This window comes from Nocardioides albus (genome assembly GCF_014648255.1).
GTDB lineage: Bacteria > Actinomycetota > Actinomycetes > Propionibacteriales > Nocardioidaceae > Nocardioides > Nocardioides albus.
Map to the genome: position 1 here is coordinate 113,258 of NZ_BMQT01000006.1, position 24,056 is coordinate 137,313.

The 24,056-nt window shown below is 68.6% G+C and carries 22 protein-coding genes; 7 read left to right on the plus strand and 15 right to left on the minus strand.

Features of this window, described 5'->3' with window-relative positions:
* Positions 1 to 7: 7 nt before the first annotated feature.
* Genes IEY84_RS13960 through IEY84_RS13975 form a run of 4 tightly spaced genes read right to left on the minus strand, consistent with a single transcriptional unit; the run spans position 8 to position 4,679 of the window.
* On the minus strand, positions 8 to 769 hold the full coding sequence (locus IEY84_RS13960; RefSeq protein WP_183546531.1) for an ABC transporter ATP-binding protein: 762 nt from the start codon (positions 767 to 769) through the stop codon (positions 8 to 10).
* Positions 769 to 2,595: a branched-chain amino acid ABC transporter ATP-binding protein/permease gene (locus IEY84_RS13965; RefSeq protein ID WP_183546533.1), complete on the minus strand. Its 1,827-nt coding sequence runs from the start codon at positions 2,593 to 2,595 to the stop codon at positions 769 to 771. Before IEY84_RS13965 ends, IEY84_RS13960 begins: the two co-directional genes overlap by 1 nt.
* Positions 2,595 to 3,452, minus strand: coding sequence for a branched-chain amino acid ABC transporter permease (locus IEY84_RS13970; protein WP_183546535.1), 858 nt, complete (start codon positions 3,450 to 3,452; stop codon positions 2,595 to 2,597). The genes IEY84_RS13965 and IEY84_RS13970 overlap by 1 nt, the downstream gene beginning before the upstream one ends.
* Positions 3,453 to 3,500: 48 nt before the next feature.
* Positions 3,501 to 4,679: an ABC transporter substrate-binding protein gene (locus IEY84_RS13975; protein WP_221208922.1), complete on the minus strand. Its 1,179-nt coding sequence runs from the start codon at positions 4,677 to 4,679 to the stop codon at positions 3,501 to 3,503.
* A gap of 117 nt (positions 4,680 to 4,796) precedes the next feature.
* Here IEY84_RS13975 and IEY84_RS13980 point away from each other — a divergent pair, with 117 nt between their 5' ends.
* The 3 genes from IEY84_RS13980 to IEY84_RS13990 all read left to right on the plus strand — a co-directional run bounded on the left by IEY84_RS13980 (position 4,797) and on the right by IEY84_RS13990 (position 7,760).
* Positions 4,797 to 5,558: an SDR family NAD(P)-dependent oxidoreductase gene (locus IEY84_RS13980; protein ID WP_183546539.1), complete on the plus strand. Its 762-nt coding sequence runs from the start codon at positions 4,797 to 4,799 to the stop codon at positions 5,556 to 5,558.
* A 181-nt stretch (positions 5,559 to 5,739) separates the two neighbouring features.
* Positions 5,740 to 6,789, plus strand: coding sequence for a glycosyltransferase family 2 protein (locus IEY84_RS13985; protein WP_183546541.1), 1,050 nt, complete (start codon positions 5,740 to 5,742; stop codon positions 6,787 to 6,789).
* A complete protein-coding gene (locus IEY84_RS13990; protein ID WP_183546543.1) occupies positions 6,786 to 7,760 on the plus strand; it encodes a lysylphosphatidylglycerol synthase domain-containing protein in 975 nt (324 codons plus the stop codon). Before IEY84_RS13985 ends, IEY84_RS13990 begins: the two co-directional genes overlap by 4 nt.
* On the opposite strand, the gene IEY84_RS13995 is transcribed toward IEY84_RS13990, so the two are convergent.
* The 7 genes from IEY84_RS13995 to fakA all read right to left on the minus strand — a co-directional run bounded on the left by IEY84_RS13995 (position 7,757) and on the right by fakA (position 16,088).
* A complete protein-coding gene (locus IEY84_RS13995) occupies positions 7,757 to 8,377 on the minus strand; it encodes a helix-turn-helix domain-containing protein (protein ID WP_229788669.1) in 621 nt (206 codons plus the stop codon). The two genes, IEY84_RS13990 and IEY84_RS13995, sit on opposite strands and share 4 nt — an antisense overlap.
* Positions 8,378 to 8,427: 50 nt before the next feature.
* Positions 8,428 to 10,191, minus strand: a complete 1,764-nt coding sequence (locus tag IEY84_RS14000; protein ID WP_183546548.1) for a hypothetical protein — start codon at positions 10,189 to 10,191, stop codon at positions 8,428 to 8,430.
* Positions 10,192 to 10,261: 70 nt separating this feature from the next.
* Entirely contained in the window at positions 10,262 to 10,990 is a 729-nt protein-coding gene (locus tag IEY84_RS14005; RefSeq protein WP_229788671.1) for a class I SAM-dependent methyltransferase, read from the minus strand.
* A 74-nt stretch (positions 10,991 to 11,064) separates the two neighbouring features.
* Positions 11,065 to 11,556 (minus strand): pantetheine-phosphate adenylyltransferase, encoded by a 492-nt coding sequence (coaD, locus tag IEY84_RS14010; protein ID WP_183546550.1) that lies wholly within the window; start codon positions 11,554 to 11,556, stop codon positions 11,065 to 11,067.
* A 48-nt stretch (positions 11,557 to 11,604) separates the two neighbouring features.
* Positions 11,605 to 12,168, minus strand: a complete 564-nt coding sequence (gene rsmD, locus IEY84_RS14015) for a 16S rRNA (guanine(966)-N(2))-methyltransferase RsmD (protein ID WP_183546552.1) — start codon at positions 12,166 to 12,168, stop codon at positions 11,605 to 11,607.
* A 9-nt stretch (positions 12,169 to 12,177) separates the two neighbouring features.
* On the minus strand, positions 12,178 to 14,439 hold the full coding sequence (locus IEY84_RS14020; protein WP_183546554.1) for an ATP-dependent DNA helicase RecG: 2,262 nt from the start codon (positions 14,437 to 14,439) through the stop codon (positions 12,178 to 12,180).
* An 11-nt stretch (positions 14,440 to 14,450) separates the two neighbouring features.
* The gene (fakA, locus tag IEY84_RS14025) at positions 14,451 to 16,088 is read right to left on the minus strand and encodes a DAK2 domain-containing protein (RefSeq protein WP_183546556.1); all 1,638 of its coding nucleotides are present in this window, start codon (positions 16,086 to 16,088) and stop codon (positions 14,451 to 14,453) included.
* 218 nt (positions 16,089 to 16,306) lie between these two features.
* Here fakA and IEY84_RS14030 point away from each other — a divergent pair, with 218 nt between their 5' ends.
* Together IEY84_RS14030 and rpmB are read left to right on the plus strand one after the other, a co-directional pair.
* Positions 16,307 to 17,335 (plus strand): methyltransferase domain-containing protein, encoded by a 1,029-nt coding sequence (locus IEY84_RS14030; protein ID WP_183546559.1) that lies wholly within the window; start codon positions 16,307 to 16,309, stop codon positions 17,333 to 17,335.
* A 125-nt stretch (positions 17,336 to 17,460) separates the two neighbouring features.
* Positions 17,461 to 17,646 (plus strand): 50S ribosomal protein L28, encoded by a 186-nt coding sequence (gene rpmB, locus IEY84_RS14035; RefSeq protein ID WP_183546560.1) that lies wholly within the window; start codon positions 17,461 to 17,463, stop codon positions 17,644 to 17,646.
* A 168-nt stretch (positions 17,647 to 17,814) separates the two neighbouring features.
* Here the strand turns inward: rpmB and IEY84_RS14040 are convergent, their stop codons facing one another.
* On the minus strand, positions 17,815 to 18,771 hold the full coding sequence (locus IEY84_RS14040; RefSeq protein ID WP_183546562.1) for a thiamine-phosphate kinase: 957 nt from the start codon (positions 18,769 to 18,771) through the stop codon (positions 17,815 to 17,817).
* 190 nt (positions 18,772 to 18,961) lie between these two features.
* On the opposite strand from IEY84_RS14040, the gene IEY84_RS14045 reads away from it, so the two are divergent.
* Complete coding sequence (locus IEY84_RS14045) at positions 18,962 to 19,198, plus strand: Lrp/AsnC family transcriptional regulator (RefSeq protein ID WP_179656947.1); 237 nt, start codon at positions 18,962 to 18,964, stop codon at positions 19,196 to 19,198.
* Between the two features lie 58 nt (positions 19,199 to 19,256).
* Positions 19,257 to 20,213, plus strand: coding sequence for a D-alanine--D-alanine ligase family protein (locus tag IEY84_RS14050; RefSeq protein WP_183546564.1), 957 nt, complete (start codon positions 19,257 to 19,259; stop codon positions 20,211 to 20,213).
* 278 nt (positions 20,214 to 20,491) lie between these two features.
* On the opposite strand, the gene IEY84_RS14055 is transcribed toward IEY84_RS14050, so the two are convergent.
* Genes IEY84_RS14055 through IEY84_RS14065 form a run of 3 tightly spaced genes read right to left on the minus strand, consistent with a single transcriptional unit; the run spans position 20,492 to position 23,880 of the window.
* Positions 20,492 to 21,607, minus strand: coding sequence for a D-alanine--D-alanine ligase family protein (locus IEY84_RS14055; RefSeq protein WP_183546566.1), 1,116 nt, complete (start codon positions 21,605 to 21,607; stop codon positions 20,492 to 20,494).
* A gap of 18 nt (positions 21,608 to 21,625) precedes the next feature.
* Positions 21,626 to 23,116: a Mur ligase family protein gene (locus tag IEY84_RS14060; protein WP_183546568.1), complete on the minus strand. Its 1,491-nt coding sequence runs from the start codon at positions 23,114 to 23,116 to the stop codon at positions 21,626 to 21,628.
* A gap of 17 nt (positions 23,117 to 23,133) precedes the next feature.
* Positions 23,134 to 23,880 carry an alpha/beta fold hydrolase gene (locus tag IEY84_RS14065; protein ID WP_183546570.1) on the minus strand — a complete coding sequence of 249 codons (747 nt, stop codon included), beginning with the start codon at positions 23,878 to 23,880 and terminating at the stop codon, positions 23,134 to 23,136.
* Positions 23,881 to 24,056: the final 176 nt, after the last annotated feature.

Genomic DNA, 24,056 nt, shown 5'->3' on the forward strand with positions numbered 1-24,056 from the left:
GACCGCCTCAGGCGCCCGCTCGCCCGAAGTAGGCCTCCTGCAGGACCGTCACGTCATCGACCTCCGCCACGGGTGCCGAGAGCACGGTGCGGCCACTGTCGAGCACGACCACGTGATCGGCGATGGCGTACGAGGCCTCGACGGCCTGCTCGACCAGCAGGATCGCGAGGCCCGTCTCCTTCAGAGCGGTGAGACGTTCCATCACCTCGGCGACGATGACCGGGGCGAGACCGCCGGAGGGTTCGTCGAGGAGGAGCAGCCGTGGGTGCGCCATCAGGGCTTGGCCGATGGCGAGCATCTGCTGCTGGCCGCCGGACATGCTGGCCGCAGCCGCGTCCCGCCGCTCACCGAGGACGGGAAACAGCTCGTAGATCCGCTCAGCCTCCTGCTCGAGGCTGACCCGGCGGCGCCGCGTGTACCCGCCGAGCAGCAGATTCTGCTCGATCGTGAGACCGCGGAAGACCCGCTTGCCCTCCTGGACGTAGCCAATGCCGCGGCGTACGCGATCGTGTGGCGGGGCCTTGGCGAGGCTCAGGCCCTCGAAGCGCACCTCTCCTCCGTCGATCCTGTTGAGACCCGCCACTGCGCGCAGCGTCGTCGTCTTCCCGGCGCCGTTCCGCCCGAGCAGGACCGTGATCTGCCCCGGCCGAACCGACACCGATACGTCGCGAACCACCTTCAAGTCGCCATAGCCGGTCGCCAGGTTGCGCACGTCGAGCAACGGCTCGGTCCCGTCCTGCTGCTCGGTCTTCTCCGTCACGGTCGCCATCACTCCTCCCCTACCGCGTCGTCGACCAGGTCGCCGAGCACGATCGGCGACGCGCTGTCGTCGGGGACCGTGCCGAGGTATTCGCTCATCACCCGGGGATCACGCTCGATCATGTCCGGGGTTCCTTCTGCGATCACCCGCCCCTGTGCCAGGACGACGATGTGGTCGGCCAACGAGAGAACGAGCTGGAAGTTGTGCTCGACCAGGACGACGGTGCCGCCGGCGTCGCGTACCTTCCTGATGACATCGGCCAGACCCGCCGCCTCGTCCTCGTCGAGCCCCGAGGCCACCTCGTCCAAGAGCAGCAGGCCGGGGCCGGCAACCAGGCTCCGGGCGACCTCGAGCAGGCGACGCTGACCCAACGGGAGCGCCACCGCCTCGCTCGCCTCCAGGTGCCTGAGGCCGACCAGGTCCAGCATCCGCCGTGCCTCGGCGAAGTCGTCGCGGCGTACGCGGCGATATCGCGGCAGGCGCAAGACGGCCTCGAGCACCGAGGCGCTGTGAGTGGCGAACCGCCCCGACATGACCGCATCGAGCACCGTGATCCCCGGCGGGATGTTGGGCGTCTGGAAGGTGCGGGCGACCCCGGAACGTGCCACCGCGTGGGGAGCCCGACCCTCCAGGTTCTTCGCGCCCAAGGTGATCGTGCCGGCATCGGCACGATAGAAGCCGCAGATCATGTTGAGCAACGTCGTCTTGCCCGAACCGTTGGGGCCGATCAGGGCAGTCACCTGGCCCGGCTCCGCGATCAGGCCGACGGTGTCCAAGGCCTGGTTGCCGCCGAAGGCCTTCGCGACTCCAGCGACCTTCAGCTTTTCCCCGCGCAGGTCCGGCATGTCCGGCGCCTGGACCCTCTCCACCCGCTCGGGGACCGTCGCCGGCGCGGCGATACGCCGCCACAGCGTGTGTGCCAGCGAGCTGAGTCCGCCGGTCAGGGCGACTCCGCCGAGGATCAGGAACGCGCCCGTAACCAGCAGCGAGTAACGCTCAAAGCCACCGGCCTGGTTGAGCCCGAACTGCATGATGAAAGCTCCGACCAGCGCCCCGTAGACGCTCGCCGACCCGCCCAGGATCGATGCCGCCAGGGCCGTCGTCGCGAGACTGAACGAGAACGCCTCCGGCGAGACATAGAGGTCGAGGTTGGCGAACAGCGCACCCGCCAACCCTGCGGGGATGGCGCCGAGAGCGTAGGCCAGCAGCTTCATCCGAAACACCGAGATGCCCATCGACGCCGCGAGCACCGGCGACTGCTTCAGGACCCGGAGCGCGGTGCCATGACGGGAGACGACGATGTTGCGCATCACCGCGAACCACAGGCCGGTCACGACCACGATCACCAGGTAGTAGTCGTCCGGAGTCAGCGGACGTCCGAACAGCGTCGGCGGCAAGATCCCGCTCAGCCCGTTGCGCCCACCGGTCTGCTCGCGGAACACCGCGATCACATCGGGAATCAGGAGCACCAGGAAGAACGACGTCATGGCCAGTGACCAGCTGCCCAGCCGCAGGCCAGGAATTCCGGTCACGGTTCCTACGACGAGGGCCACCGCACCGGCGATGAGCAGGTGGAGCAGGATCTCAGTGTGGCCACGCAGCGACAGCAGCCCGGCGGTGTAGGCGCCGGCCGCGTACATCGCCGCTTGGCCGATGGCGAGCTCGCCTGCATACCCGAGGCTGAGGTTCAGCCCGCTCACGATCAGGGCCAGGATCAGACCGAGCTGCACCTGCCGGATCAGCGAGAAGTCGCCGATGACCTGCGGAAGCAACAGGACCAGCACGCCGATGGCGACCGGGACCGCCCAGCCCGGGATCCGACCCAGCAAGCCCATCACACGACCCTCTCCCTGACGCGGACGAACAGGCCGGACGGCCGTGCCAGAAGGACCGCCACCAGGATCAGGAACACCGTCAGATGGGCATACTCACTACCCAGATACCGCACCGCGCACGCCTCGGCGAGCCCGACGATGAGGCCCCCGACGAGAGTCCCCGGCAACGATCCGAAGCCGCCGATCGCCAGCACGACGAACCCCTTCAGTGCCAACGAGGCACCCAAGGTCGAGATGGCGTACGTCTTCGGGCCGACGAAGACCCCAACGGTGCCGGCGAGCACGCCGGCGACCACGAAGGCACCGAAGGCCATCAGCCGTACGTTCACACCGCGAAGCTGTGCGGCCTCGCGGTCCTCCGCCATCGCGAGCAGCGCCAGGCCGGTCATCGTGCGCCGGCTGAGCAGAGTCAGCGCGACGACCACGACCACGGCAAGGATGATGAGGAACAGCTCGACCGGGTAGACCCGGCCGCCCGCGAACGTGACCGCGTCGTCGCCGGCGAAGAAGGGAACCGCCAGCGGCTGGCTCCCCCACTGCAGCTGGACGAACCCGTCGATCAGGATCGCGGCCCCCAGTGTGGTCACCAGGATGTTGTGTGGGTCTCGCACCGGGTTGACCGCGACCACCTGCTCGAGCGCTGCCACTCCGGCCACGACAGCGGCGGCGACCAGCACCACCACCGGCGTGGTCAGGTTCCACGACACCAGAGCGGTGTAGGCCAGGAACGCGCCCACCATCATCAGCTGCGCCTGAGCGAAGTTGAAGGTCTTCGAGGAGATGTAGACGATGTTGTAGCCGACCGCGACCAGCGCGTACACCGCGCCGAGCGCAAGTCCTCCCCAGATCAGCGTCATGTCCTGGACCTCGACCTCAAGACCGGACCCCCGCACTGCCGACGTACGTCACTGGAACTGTCCGTCCTTCAGCACCGACGGCGCGATGAACTGATACTCCCGGGAGACGTCCTGCGGCTTGTGCACGTCGCTGGAGAAGCCGTAGTCGTCGTAGAGCGCCGTGCTCGCGCGTTCGAGGACCTTCGGGTTCTCGAGCGCCTTCGCCAGGTCGGCAGCCTCGATCGAGTCGGCGGACTCGGCCGCCGCCATCACCAACGGGAGCGCGTCGTAGTTCATCGCCAGCACCATCGACGACTTGATCTCGCCGTGCTTCAGCATCCGCTCGACGGCCTCGTTGACCGCCTTCGCGGCCGGATCGCGTTTGGCCGCGGAGGGCACCTGCATCACCAGCGACTTCGCCTCTGGCGTACCCACGATCCCCTCGGGTGCGGCGGCTCCGGTCAGGCTCGTCGAGGACACCGAGGTATTGCCGATCAGTGGAACGTCCCAGCCCAGCTTCCCCACACCCTTGAGGATGTAGCCGAGCGGGGCTCCGTAGGCGTCGACGATCACCGCGTCGGGCTCGCTCGCCTCGAGCTTCTGCAGCTGCGAGGTCATGTCGAGGGCGGCGACGTCGTACTCCTCGCGCACCGTGACCTCGACACCTGACTTCGTCAGGAGATCCTCGGCAGTGGACCCGAACGTCTCCCCATAGGCGCTGTTGCCGTGCAGGATCGCGATCTTGCCGTAGCCCTTCTCCTCGAAGTGGTCCTGGTAGGCCGCGATCTGCTGGTCCGCGCCGGCAGCGATGTCGAAGTTCAGCGGGAACTTCTTCGGATCCGACGAGTTGACGGTCGGGCCGATGTTGAACGACAGGATCTGGTTCTGGTTCAAGATAGGGAGGGTGGCCTCTGCAACTGTCGACGGCCCTGAGTTGAGGACCAGGTCGGGCTTGTTCTCCGCGATCGCCTCACGAAGCTTGCTGACCGCGACCGTCGGGTCGCCGGTGTCGTCGATGACGTCGATCGTCACCTTACGACCCACGACACCGCCGTTGTCGTTGGCGAAGTCGACCCCTGCCTGAGCCGCGTTCACCGAGGTGGACGCGTTGTCGGCGAGGATGCCCTCAGAGCTCAGACCACCGAGCACGACGACGTGATACGCGTCGTCGTCACCGCCCGCACCGTCCGCGCTTCCGCATCCCACCATCGCCGCTGCCAGCGCGAACACGCCCGTCGCGGCTGTCATCCGAAGCCTCATGTCGTTCCTCGACCTCTCCTCGTGGTTACGATCAACCAAGCGCTTGCTAGCCGCTGCAGGCTAATATGACTCGCGTCACAGCGTCAACGAGATCGGTGGACTTTCATGCCCGGCGTCCCGCCCAGCAGCCGCGGCACCGTGCTGGTCACCGGCGCGGCCGGCGGCATCGGCGAAGCGATCTGCCGGCGCCTCGCGGAGACCGGCGGTCGCCTGGTGCTCGCCTACCGCAGCCGGAAGCCGGACACGCTGCTGGACGACCTCGGTTCGCGGATCGTCTTCGCCGACAGCTGTGACCTGGCCGATGCCGCGGATGTCGCCCGCTTCGTACGCGCGGCGCTGCAGGAAGCGGGCGACATCCGCACCGTCGTGCACGCGGCAGGGCCGCACGTCCCGATGACTCACCTCTCGCGGATCGCCCCCGAGGAGCTCGACCGTCAACTGCGCGAGGACGTCTCTGCGTTCTTCAACCTCGCCCACGCCGTGCTCCCGTCGCTGCGCCGCACCCGCGGATCGGTGACCGCCATCACGACGGCGGCGACCAGCCGCTATCCGGTACGCGACGGTCTCTCCGCCGCACCCAAGGCCGCCGTCGAAGCCCTTGCCCGTGCTCTCGCCGCCGAGGAGGGTCGCTACGGCGTACGCGTCAACTGCGTCGGTCCCGGAATGCTCGACGACGGCATGGCGGCCCGCCTGATCGCCTCCGGCGACCTCGACCAGCGCGCGCTCGACGTCACCCTCGCCAACATCCCGCTGCGTACCTTCGGAACGTCCACGGACATCGCCGAGGCCGTCGAGTTCCTCTCCTCCGACCGCGCACGCTTCATCACGGGCCAGAAGCTCGACGTCGACGGCGGCTACAGCGTCTGACGAAGGACCGCAGACGCGGCGTAGACCCGTGTTGAACGCCAGGTTGCCTTAGCACATACGCCGGATGACACCAGCGAGGGGGCGTGGAGCCGCAGAATCCACGCGGTAATGTGACGGGTCAGAAGCCCCTCACGTACGCCCGGATTCCGTTCGGTTCCACTACTTGCCCCTTGAGGTCCCTGTGAAGCTTGTCGTTCAAGTCCCCTGCCTCAACGAGGAGGAGACGCTCCCGTCCGTCCTGGAGACGATCCCGAAGGAGATCCCCGGGATCGACGAGATCGTGATCTTGATCGTCGACGACGGGTGCACCGACCGGACGGTCGAGGTCGCCAAGGAGCACGGGGTGCGCGAGTTCGTGCACCACTCCCGCAACCAGGGTCTCGGCCGGAGCTTCCACGACGGTGTGGTCCGCGCGCTGGAGCTGGGCGCCGACATCGTGGTCAACACCGACGGCGACAACCAATACCCGCAAGAACGCATCACCGACCTCGTCCAGCCGATCATCAACGGTCAGGCCGACATCGTCATCGGTGACCGCCAGGTCGATCGGATCGAGCACTTCTCGGGGCTGAAGAAGAAGCTGCAGAAGGTCGGCTCCAAGGTGGTCAACATGGCCGCCGAGACCGACCTGCCCGACGCCGCCAGCGGGTTCCGCGCCTACTCGCGCGAGTCGCTGATGCTGCTCAACACGGTCACCCGCTTCTCCTACTGCATGGAGACGATCATCCAGGCGGGCAACAAGCGGATGAAGATCGCCTCGGTGCCGATCGAGACCAACGCCAAGACGCGTGAGTCGCGGCTGTTCAAGTCGATGCCAGAGCACATCATGAAGTCCGGCGCTGCGATCGTGCGCTCCTACATGATGTACAAGCCGTACGCCATCTTCGTCTGGCTCACCGCCTTCTTCTTCGTCCTCGGGGCGATCCCGTTCCTCCGCTACCTCGTGCTGTGGCTGAGCGGCGACAACGGCAACCACATCCAGTCGCTGCTGCTCGGTGGCGTGCTGATCAACCTGGCCTTCATGTCCGCGATGCTCGGCGTCATCTCCGACCTGATCCGCACCAACCGGGTGCTCATCGAGGACGACCTGGAGCACACCAAGAAGGCCCGCTTCGGCAAGTCCGGCACCGAGATGCTCCGCGACCAGACCTCGGTGGCTCAGTTCGACCTGCCGCACACCCAGACGCGCACCACTGCCCAGTCCGGCGAGACGTGGACGACCAGCCTGTGACGACGACCCACTCCGACCCGGTCCCCGCTGCGGGGACCGGGTCGTCGGCTACTCCCGTCCCCGCTAGGCCCAGCCATGCCAAGCGGCTGGTCAAGATCGGCCTCGCCCTCCTCGTCGTGCTCGGCGGCGCCTACCTGGTCTGGCGCCAGCGCGAGGACCTGGCCACAGCGGTGCAGGAGCTGAGCCTCGGCCGCGTCGCGATCGCCGGCGTCCTGGCCGTCGTCGGCACCATGCTGATCGGCCAGATCTGGGTGGCCCTCCTGCACGGCATGGGCATCCGACCCTCGCTGCGTGACTCCCACTCGGTCTTCTACGTCTCCCAGCTGGGCAAATACCTGCCCGGCTCGGTGTGGCCGGTCGTCGCCCAGATGCAGTTCGGTCTGCGCTGGGGCGTCGCCCGGCGCACCATGCTCGGTGCCAACATCCTGTTCATGGGCGTCGTCGTCGCCAGCGGCATCGGCGTCGGCGCACTCCTGCTGCCATGGTCCTCCCCCGACGGCCTCAACCACTACTGGTGGCTGCTGCTCCTGCTGGTGCCGTTGGCGGTCTGTCTCCACCCGCGCGTCGTCCCGGGCATGCTCGACTGGGCGTTCGCCCGGATCGGCCGAGAACCCCTCGGCGTACGCCTCACCGCGCGGGGCCTCTTCACCGCCATCGGCTGGGCGGTGCTCGCCTGGGTCGCCTTCGGTCTCCACCTGGCCGTGATGATGGATTCCTACACCTCGGTGGGACCGATCGAGGTCGCGGCTGCGACCGGCGGGATGGCCCTGGCCTGGGCCGCCGGGATCGCGTTCATCCCCGCTCCCGCCGGCGCGGGTGTCCGTGAGGCCGTGCTCTCGCTCACCCTGGGGCCGATCATCGGCGTCCCCGAGGCACTCACCGTCGCGCTCGCCTCGCGGGTCCTCCTGCTCATCGCCGACGTGGTGCTGGCAGGTGTTGGGGCGGTTGCTGGGCGGCGTACGTCTGCCTAAGGGGCGGGCAGCGTGCCTGAGGTCAGGTCACGCTCGGGAACGTAGATGCGCAGTCGGCGGAGCCAGTCGGGGGTCCTGGCGACGACGCGCTCCGGGCTGAGGAAGGGGTGAGGTGGTTGCCATTCCTTCTCCAACGGCTCGATGCGTGTCCACTCCGGGGCAGCGTGCTCTGCCTCCTCGAACTCATGGAACGCAAGTGCTGCGAGCAGTGCATCAAAACCGCTGTCACCAGTGGTTCCCGGGAGGGCTTCCCACGAACCCGTCAGGTCGAGGTCAGCATAGTTGGGATCGGTGAGCATCAGGCGGAGGTGGTCACGACCCTGCAGCAGCATTCGCCACGCCCAGGCTGCTTCACCTGCCCCGAGCGCACGTCGGATCTCGGCAGCGGTCTCCGGAGCAGACATGAGCCCGCGTTCGCTGGCATCTGCAAGTGCCTTGGCCAACCGGTGCGCGCGAGCACAGAACCATGCCGAGGGCCGCGTCGCCCCTGTCATATAGGTGGACATTCGCGATGCGGAGGTGCCGAGCGCACGGGCGAACGCTGCTTGCGAAAGCCCGCTGACCGCGACTGCACGTCCCAGGAAGTCGATGACGTCCAGGGTGTCACGGTCGGGCATGGATGGCTGCACGACACAAGTTTATCATTCGTTATCTGATTCGATAACGATCATTTGCTCGGTGCCACCGTAGGAACTCTCTCGCCATCGCGGATGGTCACGTCACGCCGATCCACCTCGCCACGGGACTTGTGGGTCCAGACGGTGACGGCGACGCCCTGCTTCTCGATCCGCACGATCGAGCACGGCACATAGTTGGCGCGGATGGCGTCGGTGAGCCAGGGCTGCGGGGTGTGCAACGGCATCGTCTCGATGATGACCGGGATCGAGCCGTCCTCGAGCTGAGGCACCAGCACGTCCTCGTACTGGGCGAAGTCGTAGTGGAACAGGTAGTAGGGCGTCGGGTTGGTGATCTCGAGTGCGTCGTAGAGCTCGAGATAGTTGGGCATCACCAGCGCCTCGCGGGTGCCGCCGCTGCAGCGTTCGTACTCCGGTCCCGCCCAGCGGGCGATCGAGTCGCTCACCACGAACGACTTCGCGTCGCGGCGCATGTCGCCCAGGTGGTCGACGGCGGCAAGAGCGGGTACGGCCCCCAGCACGACCAGCGCGCCGGCCGAGACCGCCGCGACAGCCCGGCCCAGGAACGCGGCACCGAGGGTCGCCCCGGCGATGGCCAGCGCCACCAGGAGGACCGCGCCGAGCATGCTCTGCAGGCCGAAGCCGATCCAGAGGGTGGCGGCTGCCCAGGCGGCGCCGAGCACGGCGAGAGGAAGCGGGATGACGGACCGTGTTGGTTTCGACACGGATTCGCTCGTTCCTCGCGAATCCGGCTCAACCGACGGGGGCGTACGGCGCTCGTAGAGCTCGGCGACCGCCAGGACGAGGGCAACGAGGACCAGGGCGGAGACGGTGGTGGTGTGGGGGTTGTCGACGCGGCGGATCGGGACGACGACGAGGACCAGGCCGGCCAGCCCGACCAGCCGGGTGGAGTCCGAGATCCGCTGCCACACCAGCGGCACGAAGGGGATCAGCAGCGCGAACGGGTAGAGCGCGAGGATGAAGAAGCGTCCGGACTCGGTCGGCAGGTCGAAGAAGTTCCAGGCGGCGTACTGCGCACTTTCGTGCGTCTCGGTCTGCCCCAGGATCACCTGGCGGTTGAAGTCGGCGAAGGAGAGCCCCCACAGGACCTTGTACGCCACCGCCTGGACGACCAGCCCGAGCACGAATCCACCGGCCAGCTGGACGCAGTTGAGGATCCTGGTGCGCCACGGCGCCGAGCGCCGCGCGAACAGCTCGAAGAGCCCTGAGGCGCCGGTGAGGAGCACCGCCAGCTCGACGTACTGCCAGAAGACGAAGGCCGGGAGGAGAACCCGCACGGCCGCCGCCAGACGCGGGCGCGACTCGAGCCGGCCGGTGGGCAGCAGGACGAAGACCCACAGCAGACAGATCGTGTACTTGATGTGCAGCGGGGTCGCCAGCAGGAGCACTCCGAGCGCGACTGCGATCATCACGGCCGGGTGCAGCCGCAGGCGGAGGCCGATGGCGGCGGCGAGCACCGCGCCCAGGCCGGCGCCGAGGAGTCGCCCCCAGAGGAAGTACCAGATCGTGGGGCTGCCGCTGGCGATCGCGTAGAGGGCCGCGTTGATCCAGAACGAGCCCGCGTTCCAGCCGTGCTCGAAGTCGACCAGCGGGATCGCGCCGCGAGCCGTGATCTCGGCGAGATGGTACTGGGCGCCGAAGTCCTGGGTCAGGAACGAGCCGTTCTGAGCGCCGACCGAGTAGGCCGACCAGACCAGCGCGACCACGCAGACCCCGGCGAACGTCGCCCAGCGTACGGTCCCGACAGGTTCGTTCCGCTCCACTGGTGCCGCCATGACGGCGACCCTATGAGAGCGGGAGCCCGGCGTGGATCATCCACGCCGCGCGCCCGTGATGACTTGGGTCTCAGCCCTTGGTGAGGACCGACGTGCGTTCGGGGTACGGCAGCGTCGGGGTGAGACCGGCGTGGATGGTCTCCTTCAGCCCCGAGGCGGCGATCGCCTCGACGTAGCGGCGCCGACGGCTGTTGTCGAAGACGATGATCCCGCCGGGGGCGAGCCGGTCCTTGGCCTTCTCCAAGCACGCCTCGCGGGCGCGCCCGTCGATCACCACGAGGTCGAACTCGCCGGCGACGTCGTCGATCGAGTCGACGTACGCCGCGAAGTCGAGGCCCGCATGGCCCTCCTTCTGGGAGGCGATCACGGGGTTGTCATTGGCGACCGGCTCGATGACCCGCAGCGAGATCTTCTCCTCGCCGGCCAGCTCGGCCTGCATCATCTCGCCGAAGCCCTTGTGGTGCTCGACGGAGTGGATCTCGTCGGCGCGGCGGGAGAGCCAGACCGTGGAGGCGCCCGAACCGTACTCGTAGACCCGGATCGGACGATCGCGCGCGCTCAGCCAGGCGTCGACAGCGGCGATCGCGTCGTAGGTCCACCACGGGACGTCCAGCTTCGCCATCGCCAGGGAGTCGTAGACCTTGGTCAGCGAGTGGGTCCAGTGACGCCAGCGCTGCTCGACCGGCGGGGCGGTCTCCTTCGCGAGCCCGGTCTTCGTCAGTCCGCGACCGACCGCCTTGAGAGAGGCGGCGTAGGACTGCTTGGCCAAGGAAAGCGGCGAACGGCCTGAGGTGGACATTGATCTCCAGAGAAAGAACGGCGGGCAGCCCTGGGAAGAACTGTCCTATGAACGATACCGGCGAACGGTGCCCGTTACTCGGAACGTTCTGCCAAACGCTTGGTGAGTCGTGCGAGAACATCCGGCGGCAGGAAAGCCGACACATCCCCACCGAAATGGGCCATCTCCTTGATCAGGCTGGAGGAGACGGCCGCCCAGCGCGGGTCGTTGAGCAGGAAGACGGTCTCGACCCCGGTCATGTGCGCGTTCATCTGCGCCATCGGCGCTTCGTACTCCAGGTCGGGCGCGCCACGCAGCCCCTTCACGATCGCCTGGGCCTCGATCTCCACGCAGAAGTCGGTGACCAGCCCGGTGAATCCCTGGACCCGCACGTTGCCCAGCGGAGCGACGATCTCGGTGATCATCTCCATCCGCTCCTCGGCCGTGAACAGTCGCTTCGACTTCGACGGGTTGACCCCGACGGCGACGACTACCTCGTCGAACATCGCCGAGGCGCGGGTGAAGATGTCGAGGTGGCCGAAGGTGGGCGGGTCGAACGACCCAGGGCACACCGCGCGACGCGTCATTCTGCTTCTCTCCTCAGATCGGTCTCGGGTGGTCGAGCTTGTCGAGACTCATTCCGGCGCATGGCCGTACCAGAGCGAGGTCTCGCCGTACTTCTTCGACTTCTGGTCGGTGAATCCGTCGGGCCAGACCGGCTCGGGGCTGCGCGCGGACCGCTCGACGACGACCAGCGCCCCCGGGACCAACCAGCCGTGCTTGACCAGCAGCGCCATGTCCTCGGCGACCGCATCGTCCGAGAGCGGGTAGGGCGGATCGAGAAAAACCATGTCGTACGGAGCGGTCGGCGGTGTCACCAGGGTGCTCGCCACCGTGGCCGCGACCACGTCGGCCCGAGGGAAGCCGAGCTCCTTCGCGTTGGAACGGATCACCCCGGCCGTACGCCGATCCGACTCGACCAAGGTGACGACCCCGGCGCCGCGAGACCACGCCTCCAGCCCGACCGCGCCGGTGCCGGCGTAGAGGTCGAGGAAGCGCAGGCCCGCCAGGGAGCCGTAGCTGGACTCGATCGCCGAGAAGAGTGCCTCGCGGACCCGGTCGGTGGTGGGACGGGTCCGCACCCCTCTGGGAGCGAGCAGGCGTCGCCCTCCCGCGGCGCCTCCGATGATCCGGGTCATTGGGACACCTTAGGACTTTTCCAAGTAGTCGGCGGAAGCGGACTCCTCGATCTCGGTGACCCGCTCGGCCAGGAGCGGTGCGGTCGCGAGGTCCGGGTCCTTCTCCAGGAGGGAATCGGCCGCCTCGCGAGCCTGCAGGATCGTCTCCTCGTCGCGGAGCACACGCAGGCTCTCCAGGCTCGATCGCCGACCCGACTGGGACGCGCCGAGCACGTCCCCCTCGCGGCGCTGGTCGAGGTCGACCCGGGAGAGCGCGAACCCGTCGGTGGTCTCGGCGACCGCGTCCAGGCGGGTCCTGGCCGGGGTGCCTGCCTCGGCGTGGGAGACCAGCAGGCACAGCCCGTGCAGGCCACCACGGCCGACGCGACCGCGCAGCTGGTGGAGCTGGGAGACGCCGAAGCGGTCGGCGTCGAGGATGACCATGGTGGTGGCGTTGGGAACGTCGACGCCGACCTCGATCACGGTGGTCGCGACGAGCACGTCGACGTCGCCCGCGGCGAAGGCGCTCATGGTGCGCTCCTTCTCCTCGGCGGGGAGCTTGCCGTGCAGCTTGGCGACCCGGAGACCGTTGAGCGGACCGCTGGTCAGCTCCTCGGCGATCTCGTCCACGGCGGAGAGCTGAGCCTTGACGGCGGCGACCTCGTTGCCGTCGGCGTCGAAGTCACGCTGGTCGCTCTCCCCCTGCTCGGACTCGTCGCCGCTGATCCGGGGCGCGACGACGTAGACCTGGTGGCCCTTCTCGACCTCCTCCTTGACGCGTTCCCACACCCGGGTGATCCACGTGGGGTGGTCCACGAGGGAGACCAGGTTGGTCTGGATCTCGGCGCGTCCTGCCGGGAGCTCGGTCAGCGTGGAGACCTCCAGGTCACCGAAGACGGTCATCGCGACCGTGCGCGGGATCGGCGTCGCGGTCATCACCAGCAGGTGCGGCGGGGTGCCGGCCTTGTCGGTCAGGGCGGCGCGCTGCTCGACGCCGAAGCGGTGCTGCTCATCGACGACGACCAGACCGAGATCGTCGAACATCACCTGGTCCTGCAGCAGGGCGTGGGTGCCGATCACGATCCCGGCCTCGCCGGTGGCGATCCGGCTCAGCGGCCCCTTGCGCTGCGTCTTGGTCATCGAGCCGGTGAGCAGCTCGACGTGGGTCTGCTCCTGGTCACCGGCGAAGAGACCGCCGGCCAGACCGCTGGCGGCCAGGTCGCCGAGCATGGTCGTGATCGAGCGGTAGTGCTGCTGGGCGAGCACCTCGGTCGGCGCCAGCAGCGCCGCCTGGCCGCCGGAGTCGACGACGCGGAGCATCGCCCGCAGCGCGACCAGCGTCTTGCCGGAGCCGACCTCACCCTGCAGGAGGCGGTTCATCGGATGGGGCTGGGCCAGCGCCTGCTCGAGCTCCTCGCCGATCTCCTGCTGCCCCGTGGTGAGGGTGAACGGGAGCCGCTCGTCGAAGGCCTCGAGCAGCTGGTGGACGCCGCCTTCGCGGGCGGTGGTGCCGAGCGCCTGGAGCGCTCGCCTCCTCCGGCCGAGAACCAGCTGCAGGCCGAGCGCCTCCTCGAACCGGAACCGGTGCTGTGCGCGCTGGACGTCTTTCCACTCGTGGGGCGCATGGATCAGGTCCAGGGCGTCGCGCAGCCCCGGCACGGCGTACGTCTCCCGGAGCGGCTCCGGGAGCACGTCGGTGACCTCCTCGACGACCTGCCGGGCGAACCGGACCGCCCGCATCACGTCCCAGTGCTGGAGCCCCGCGGTGAGCGGGTAGATCGGGAAGAGCTCGGTCAGCTCCTCGACCGCCATCTGGTTGTCGGCCGCCTCGGCGGCGTTCTCGGCGTCGTCGTCGCCGAAGACGACCATCTGCGGGTTGGCCAGCTGCCACTCGCCGCGGAACGATCCCGCCTTGCCGACGAAGACGCCGCGGACACCCGGTGCGAGCACGCCGCGGCGCCACTCGGCGATCCGCTGGGACTTGGAGAAGAAGGTGAGCTGCAGGTCGGCGGTCCCGGCCTTGAGCTGGGTCTCGACCCGGTAGGCGGGCCGGCCGGTGCGGCGGTCGGTGTGCTGGCGTACGACGCTGCGGACCACCTCGCCGAGCACGGTGAGCATCTCGCCCTCGTGCAGCTGTGGCGTCTGGCTGAGGTCGGCGGTGCGCAGGTAGCGGCGCGGGAAGTGGTGGAGCAGGTCGCCCACGGTGCGCAGCCCGAGGCCCTTGGTGAACTTCGCGGCGTGCTTGCTGGTGCCCAGCACCGCCTCGATCGGCGACTCGAGGGTGATCGCCACCGTCTTCTCCTCTACTCCACCGACATCAGGAGGGGATAGCGCTCCTGGCCTCCGTCGTACACCATCACATCAACGGCCGGATGGTTGGCAGCCAGCCACGCCGCGACGGCCTCGGCGAGCTCGCCCGTGGGGTCCTCCAGCCCGGAGACCAGCGTGACCAGCTCGCCACCGCCCCCGATGAGCCGGGCGAGAACGTAGGTCGCGCACGTCTCGAGGTCTTGGCCAACCTTGACGAAGTCTCCGTCGAGCACCCCGAGCGCGTCACCCGGCATACACGGCCCTGCCATGGTAATCGCTCGGGTGTTCGAGATGGTGACCGCGCCATGCCGCGCGTGTCGCGCGGTGGCGGTCATCTCCAGCACGTCCTTGTCGAACTTCCGACCGGGCTCATGGACCGCGATCGCCGCCAGCCCCTGCACCTGGCTGCGGGTCGGGATCACCGCGACGTCGATGTCGAGGTCGTCCTCGGCGGTGCGGGCAGCGGCCTCCCCCGACTGTCGAGTCGGCACGTCGTTGGGCAGCACGATCACCTCGGCGGCCCCCGAGGCGGTGATCGCCTCGAGGAGCTCGGAGGTCGTCGGGCGCCGGCGCGGGCCGCCCTCGATCACGATCGCCCCGGCCCCGCGGAAGAGCTCGGCAAGACCAGGTCCGGCCGCGAACGCGATCACCGCACGACCGCTGCGGGTGGCATGCGGATGCGTCTGTCCGGCGATCTGCTCGGCGAAGTGGGTGACATGGATCCGATGCGGTCGTCCGGCGTCGATCCCGGCCTCGATCGCGGCGCCGACGTCGTCGACATGGACGTGGACGTTCCAGATGCCCTCACCACCGACGACGACCAGCGAGTCGCCCAGCGGCTGGAGCCGCTTGCGGAGGTCGGGGATCGCCGCGTCCTCGGCGTCGAGCAGGTACATCACCTCGTACGCCGGGCCGCCCGGCTCCAACGCATGCCCGTCGGCTGCACCCAGGACCGTCGGGATCGGGATGTGCGGGGTGCTCGGCATCGGCACCTGCGGGCTGGGGCGACGCCCGGTCAGGGCGGTCTCGAAAGCGTCGAGGAGGACACAGATCCCCCGGCCACCCGCATCGACCACTCCGGCAGCCGCGAGCGTGGGCAGCTGGTCCGGCGTACGGGCCAGGGCTTCGCGGGCCGCGCCGGCGGCGACCGACATCACGTCGCGAGTGCGGGCGGTGTCATCGCTGTCGACACACGCCACAGCGGCATCCGCCGCCGCGCTGAGCACGCTGAGCATCGTGCCTTCCTGGGGCTCTCCCACCGCGGCGTACGCGGCGTTGCCCGCCTTGCGCAGCGCGTCGGCGAAGACCGTGGCGGTGCGCTCCTCCTCGGTGGCCAGCACCAGGCGGCGCAGCAGGGCGCCGATCATCTCGGCCAGGATCACGCCCGAGTTGCCGCGGGCGCCAAGCAGAGCGCCGCGGGAGAAGGCGCGCAGTCCGTCTCGCCAGTCGGGGCCGGTGAACTCCCGCAGCCGGTCACGGGCCGCGGCGATGGTCAGGTAGAGGTTGGTGCCGGTGTCGCTGTCGGGCACCGGGAAGACGTTGAGCGCGTCGATCTCCTCGCGGTGCGACGCGAGCGCGTCGGTCGCCAGGTCGCCGAACCGGCGGAACAGATCGAGCTTGATCTCGGCCACACTGCCCTCCCAACTCATCAGACATTGTGATGCCGGACACACTGCCCGGCACCGCGGCCCCAAGGTTAGGCGGTGCCCGGGCATGGGGTAAACGACGGGTGAACAAATCCGAGGCTGCAGGAACGACACGAGCGAGTAACAAGATCCACCGTGTTGCGCCCCCATCGGCGGCCATCCGTCCCTACTGTGGAGACCTCCCTACGCCGAAGGACTCCCGGATGTCGATCCCGACCCCGACCCCGCGCGCGAGACGCGTCAACGAAATCTTCGACTTCTCGGCCGGGCGCGGCCTGGAGATCGGGCCGCTGCACCAGCCGCTCGTCCCCCGAGACGCCGCGAAGGTCTCCTATCTGGACCTCTACGACCGCGACCGGCTCTACGCGTCGTATGCCGAGCACTCCCAGGTGAACCACGACACCATCCCCGAGATCGACTATCCGATGTGGGACGGCACCAGGATGCGTACGCTCGATGAGGCCGCCAAGGAAGGCGCCCCGTTCGACTGGGCGCTGGCCAGCCATGTAGTCGAGCACGTGCCCGACCTGATCGGCTGGCTGGGGCAGGTCGAGGCCGTCACCGCTCCCGACGGCGCGCTCGTCCTGGTGGTCCCCGACCGGCGCTACACCTTCGACGCGCACCGCCCGCCCACGACGATCGGGCAGATCCTGCAGGCGTACGAGGCCGGCGACACGACGCCGTCGGTCCGTGCGGTCTACGACCACCACCGCTGCGCGGTCAACGGCGATGCCAAGCGTCTCCACCGCCACGGTCCCAGCGAGGCCGAGACCTGCGTCCACGACCTCGGCTACACCCGGACTCAGCTCGAGCGGGCGCGCCGAGGCGAGTACGTCGACTGTCATGTGTGGACCTACACCGACCGCTCCTTTCCCGAGATCATCGCCGAGCTGCGCCGGCTCGGACTGACCGGCTGGTCGGTCGAGAACCTTTTGCCCGTGCCCGATGACGACATCGAGTTCTACGTCGTCCTGCGCCGCGGCCTCTCCCCCGAGCTTCCCGAGGCTCCCGCCATCCCGGACTGGGTCGAGCACGGCCTCGAGCTGCGCGAGGAGGTCGCCCGGCTCCGCGAGGTCGTCGCGGACCAGCGACGGCGCCTCGGGTCGCAGCGCAAGCAGCTCGCCGCCCAGCGCGACGAGATCGACGCGCTTCGGGGGTCGAAGCGGTGGAAGCTGGCCACCGCGCTGGCCGCGCCGCTGGACAAGTGGCGCGATCGCGGCTCGGACGAGTGACGATTTCGTCGGTCACAGCCCGACGGGCTACGCTTGTTCGGTTGTCTCGGCTGGGCAGCCGTTCATCGCGCTCGCCGGCAACGTCTAACTGACCTCGATCATCTATTCAACCTCAGGAGTTCACGGTGGCTGCCGTCTGCGACATCTGCGACAAGAAGCCGGGCTTCGGCAACAACCGGCCGTGGTCCAAGAAGGCGACCAAGCGCCGCTTCGACCCCAACATCCAGCGCGTCCGCGCCGTCATCGGCGGCACTCCGAAGCGTATGAATGTGTGCACGACCTGCATCAAGGCCGGCAAGGTCGCTCGCTGAGCTGATTCTTCGTCGAAGGCCGCTACCCCTGGGGGTGGCGGCCTTTGTCGTCGTCGGGTCGTGGCGTCGGTTCGTCTAGGTATGCAGAGAAACCGTCACTTTCCACGCGGAGTTCCGCACGGGAAGTGACGGTTCGTCTGCATACCTAGACGAACGGTCGCGCGGTTCTCAGAAGTGCGTCCACCCCGCCGGCCCGTCATAGACCTCGCCGTCGACCGTGACCGCCTCGCCACCGGGCTCGCCGACAGTCCCGATCACCGTCCACCCCTCCGGCAACTCGACGTCCGGGGGAAATGCGGCGAGCAGCGAGTGGTCCTCTCCCCCGCCCAGCACGAACGCGAGCGGGTCGGCACCGGTCGCCGAGGCGACCGCGTTGAGCTCGTCGGGGATGGTGAGCGCCGCGGTGTGCACGTCGATGGAGACCTCCGAGGCCTCGGCGATGTGCCTGGCCTCGGCAAGGAGCCCGTCGGAGACGTCGATCAGCGCCGAGGCTCCTGCCGCGGCGGCCGCGGGGCCGGCGGCGTACGGCGGCTGCGGGCGCCGGTAGGCGTCGACGAGCACCCGCGGCGACCGGAACCCTCGCTTGAGGATCGCCAGGCCCGCCGCGGCCCACCCCTGACGGCCGCACAGCGCGAGTACGTCGCCGGGCTCGGCACCCGAACGGAGCACCGGCGCCTGGGCGACCGCCCCGATGGCGGTCACGGAGATGACGATCTGATCGGCGCCGGTGACGTCGCCCCCGACGACCGAGGCTCCGACCAGCGCACACTCCGCGGCGAACCCCTCAGCGAAGTCGACCGCCCACTCGGCCGGAAGATCCGAGGGAAGGGCGAGCCCGAGCGTCATGCAGTGCGCGACGCCTCCCATCGCGGCGATGTCGGCGAGATTCTGACCGGCTGCCCGATGGCCGATGTGGGACGCCTCCGCCCAATCCCGTCGGAAGTGTCGGCCCTCGACGAGCAGATCGGTCGAGACCACCACGTGCCCCTGCTTGACCCTCAGCAGCGCAGCGTCGTCTCCGGGGCCGACCAGCACCTGCTCTCCCTGAGCGAAGTGCTTGGTCATCTCGGTGATCAGCCCGAACTCGCCGACGTCGGCGAGTGTCGTGTCCCTCGGAAAAGCCATGACTACATCCAACCCTCCTCTTCGCGCTCGGAGATACCGGGACACGCATCTGGCCGTCTCCGCACTTTCGCGCGATCGCGCCATCGTTACGTCTTATCCCCAGGGTCGGTGTAGGTCGAGCGATAGATAACGCGATAGGTTACTGGTCGGACAATGTGCCAAGGGAGGCACTGAGAACAGGAGCTGCACCATGGTCGTACAGGCGTACATCCTCATCCAGACGGACGTCGGCAAGGCCGCGGAGGTCGCCACCGAGATCGGCAAGATCCAGGGCGTGACCCTGGCCGAGGACGTCACCGGGCCGTACGACGTGATCGTCCGCGCCGAGGCCCGCAACGTCGATGAGCTCGGGAAGCTGGTCGTGGCCCGCGTGCAGAACCTCGAGGGCATCACCCGCACCCTGACCTGCCCGGTCGTCCACATCTGAGATCGGATCGACGGCTCCGCGCAGCCGTCCGTGACAACACTGTGTTAGAACCATGGGCATGAGCACACCTCCTCTTTCCGGGCCCGTCGCCGTCATCGCCGGCGGGCTGAGCCACGAGCGCGACGTGTCGCTGGCCTCGGGCCGCAACCTCGTGCGCGAGCTGTCGGCGCTGGGCGTGGAGGTGGCTGCGTACGACTTCGATCGGGCGCTGCTGCACAACCTCGAGCGCGACAAGGCGGTCGTGGCGCTGCCGGCTCTGCACGGCCAGTTCGGTGAGGATGGCGAGATCCAGACGCTCCTGGAGCTGATCGGGATCCCGTACGTCGGCACCCTCTCCACCTCCTGCCGGGTCGCGTTCGACAAGACCGCGGCCCGCGAGCTGCTCCGCCGCGGCGGTATCCCGGTGCCGGACTCGGTCTCGCTGTCGTCGACGACCTTCCGCGATGTCGGCGCTCCGGTGCTGATGGAGCACGTCATCTCGCGGCTCGGCGAGCGAGTCGTGGTCAAGCCCTCCCGCGGCGGCTCGGCGCTCGGCGTCACCGGCGTCGACGGTCTCTCCGCCCTCCCCGCAGCCCTCGTCAAGACCTACGCCTACTGCGACGAGGCGCTCATCGAGCGCTTCTATGCCGGCATCGACGTCTCCGTGGTCGTCCACGAGACCGACGAGGGCCCGCAGCCGCTGACCCCGATCGCCATCGACTTCAGCAAGGGCCACGAGTTCGACTTCGCGGCTCGCTACACCGCCGAGTTCGTCGGCTTCGGCCGCCCCGACCTCCCCGACGCGCTGCTCACCGAGCTCGGCGAGACCGCCGTACGCGCCCACGAGCTGCTCGGCATGCGCGACATCTCCCGCACCGACTTCATGGTCACCCCCGACGGCAGCTTCGTCGTCCTCGAGGTCGCCATCACCCCCGGCGCCACCGAGACCAGCGTCTTCCCCTTCGCCGCCAAGCACGACGGCACCTCGATGGGCGAGGTCACCCTCGCCCTGCTCAAGCGCGCCCTCTCCCGCTGATCGAAGCGTCAGCCCGGCCGGCCGAGACGTCAACCCGGTCGGCCGAAGCGTCAGCCCCGTCGGCCGAAGCGTCACTTAGGTCGGTCGAGATGGCACTTGGCTGCCAACTCGGCCGACCGGAGCGACGTCTCGGCCGACCGGAGCGACGTCTCGACCGACTGGCGTGACGTCTCGGCCGACCGCCGATTCGGCTCATCCTGACGCAAAACCACGCCGAGTCGGCGCGTCTTAACGCGCCGACTCGGCGTGGTTTGCGGTCAGCTTGCGCCGACTCGGCGTCAGCTCAGGCCGGTGAGCTTACCGGCGATGCCGCCGGCCGCCTTGAGGGCGACGCCCTCTTCGAAGTTCCGGGTGACCTGGGGGATGTGCTTCTCGGCCTCGGCGATCGCGCTGATGAGGACCTCGGAGGCGGGGGTGTCGGGCCACAGGTAGAGCGAGAGGGCTCCGGGGATGGAGTTGACCTCGTTGATGAAGACCTCGCCCTTGCCGTCGGAAAGGAAGTCGATACGGAGGATGCCGGTCAGACCGGTGAGCTCCACGACGCGTACGGCCAGGTCCTTGATCTGCTTGGTGATCGACTCCTCGACCTGGGCCGGGAACTCGCGCGGGGAGGAGGAGAGGCCGTCGGTGTGGACGTACTTGGCGGAGTAGTCGTACATCTTCGCCTCCTCGGAGCGCAGCGGGCGCTCGACGTCGCTCACCGCGACCTCTGGCGCGGTGCGCACGGAGGCGTTGAGGTCGAAGAGGTCGGGGCGGTACGGCTCGACGACCGCGCCGGCACGCAGGTGCGGCGAGGTGTTGAGGAGCGCCAGGCCGGTCTCGTAGTCGTCGACGACCTCGATGCCGATCGAGGAGCCGCCGAAGCGCGGCTTGACGATGTAGGGGCCCGCGAAGGACGGGGCGGCGTAGCGCGAGAGCAGCTCACGCTGCAGCGACGGCAGCCCGGCGTTGAGCATCACCGCACCGAAGGCGAGCTTGTCCATCCCGAGCGCGGCGGAGGCCGGGGACGCACCGGTCGCCTTGAGCCCGGCGAGCTCGAAGAGCCACTGGATGCCGCCGGCCTCGCCCGCGCCGCCGTGGAAGGCGGAGAGGATCGGGCCGGTCTCCAGCCGCTTGCCACCGCCGAAACCGCCGACGGTGTAGAAGCCGTCGCCCTTCTCGGTGCCGAGGCGGAACTCGACGGCCTTCGACCCCTTCGGCTCACCACCGAGGAAGTCGCGCGCCTCCTGCTTGGCGGGCACCAGGAACCACTTGTCCGAGCGCGCCCAGTAGAGGCACGTCACCTCGACGCCGGCCCCGGAGAGGACTCGCTCGGCCTGCAGGCCGGTGAGGATGCTGATGTCGTGCTCGGCGCTCGGACCGCCGAAGACGATGGTGGCCTTGGTTACGCTCATGGTGAAAGCTCCTGGGTCCTACGCGTAGTGGTCGGGGAGGTCGTTCTCGTACAGCACCACGTCGCCCTCCTTGGCTGCGGTCAGTGCATGATCCGCTGCCGCCTTGCGGCTGTCGAACGCAGTGGTTCGCGCTGGGTCCCCCGCACGCAGCGCTTTTCGGTTGGTGCGACCGACGATGCACAGCTGCATCCGGTCAGAGGCCGTGGCAGCCTGCGCGAACTCGATGTTGCGCGCGGCCTGCTCCTGGCCCAGCTCGACCATACCGGGAGTGATGGTCCACACCGTGCCCGACTCCCCCGCCAGCCGCTTCGCCTTCGCGAGCGCGGCGGCGGCGCCGGTCGGGTTGGAGTTGAAGGTGTCGTCGACGACCCAGACACCGCCAGGCGTCTGGTTGGTCTCGGCCCGGTGGGGCGTACCCGGGATCGACGACAGCCGTTGGGTGATCGTCTCGATCGGCACCTCGACGGCGAGAGCGAGGCCGACGGCGATCGCCACGTTGATCGGGTGGCCGACCTCGTCGGGCAGCTCGACGGCGTACGTCTCGTTGTTGATGGTCAGCGCGCCGTCGGACACCACGACCTCGGCAGGGGTGCCGGGGATCGCGGAGCAGGCGATGACCCGTTTGCTGGCGCGGAGGTTCTCGGCGATGAGGGCGAGCTCGGGTACGTCGATGTTGAGCACCACCGTGGCGGCCTTCGGCAGGATCTCCGACTTGGCCTTCACGATCGTCTCGCGCGACTTCATCCGCTCCAGGTGGGCCTCGCCGATCGTGGTGATCGCAGCGACCTCGGGCGGGAAGATCTCGGTCAGCGCGGCGATCTCGCCCGGACCGTACGTGCCCATCTCGGCCACGAAGATGTCGGTGCCGGGCTGGAGGCGGTCGTTGACCGCGCGAGAGAGACCCATCGCGTTGTTGAAGCTCGCCGGCGAGGCCAGCGTCGACCAGCGGCCCTGCATCAGGTGGGTGGCGTAGTTCTTCGTCGAGGTCTTGCCGTAGGAACCGGTGATCGCGACGATCTTCGGGCTGACCTTCCTGATGGTGGCGGCGGCCTGCACCTGCCACTTCTTCGCCATCGCCTTCTCGGTCGGCCACATGATCGCCAGCGCCGCCTCGGCCAGCGGCACCGCGAGGATCGGGAGCAGGCCGGCGGCGGCCGGGGCGAGAAGCGCGATCAGGACGGTCACGACTGCGTGGAGCACGAAGAGCACCCCGGCCAGGCGCTTGACCCGATCCGTCCAGACCAGCCGCTTGGCGCCCACGAAGCTCATCCCGACCGGCCAGCCCACGAACAGCAGCGCCCCGACGAGCGCACCGTAGGGCAGCACGAACGCGGCCAGACAGACTACGACGACCGCGCCGAGCAGGATCGCCTCGACCGGACGGGCCTTGATCCAGATCCACTCGATCGCGAACAGTCGGGTCGGCTCGTAGTGCTCACGCTGGGCTACCCGCAGCCAGCGGTAGTACGAGACCAGGGTCAGCGCGGAGGTGACCAGGACGATCCACATGCTTCTTCTTCAGCCCCTCAGATTCGGTTCGTACGAAGTTCGTCGATGGCGCCTCGAAGGCTCTTGACCAGCCTGGCATCGAGCAGGTGTGCGGAGCCGGGGACGATCTCCAGGGTCGCGTTGTCCCCCAGGATCTCCATGGCCTCGCCGGGCATCCAGACCGGGGCGGCGGTGTCGTTCTCGCCCCAGATCAGCTTGACGGGCAGGTCGGTGGCGGCGATGGCCTCCAGCTGCTCGGTGTAGTCGTCGTTGACGGCCTTCACGAGCACCTGCCGCATCACGCCCTTGGCGTTGCGGTAGTCCGAGGAGCCGTACTTCTCGCGAAGCTCCTCCATCTTGGACTCCGGGATGAGCTTCTTGGCGTACGCCCAGCGACCGATCCGGTAGGCCAGCTTGGGCTTCCCACCGGCCTTCGGACGGAACAGCGGGAGGCCGGTGATCACGAGGCCACGGACGAGCTCGGGATGCGCGGCAGCGAGCTGGACCGCAACCCGGCCGCCGAAGGAGTGGCCGACGAGTACGGGGCGGTCGAGATCGCGCAAGATCTCGGCGAGCCACTCGGCGTACTGCTTCGTGTCCCAGCCCTCGTCAGGAGCGGGGGTCGCACCGAAACCGGGCTGGTCGAGCGCGAGCGCGTCCAGCCCTTCGAGCGTCGAGCCCCAGTCGCTGCGGTTGCGTGCCCAGCCGTGCAGGGCCACGACGGTGGCAGCATCCTTGCCGTGCTTCTCACCGAAGGCACGTCCATCCAGCAGGGTCGTCAACACGGCCGCAACCTTATCCGGGACCATGCCATGACCCGTAACCGCGCGGCGCGTGGGCCGCCCCACAGCCCGGGTAACACGTCGTTCGTGGGTCTACTCGCCTTTTATAACGACCGGATAGACCCACGAACGACGTGTTACCCCCACCGGGCTCGCCACCGGCCGAGGTTTACGCTCAC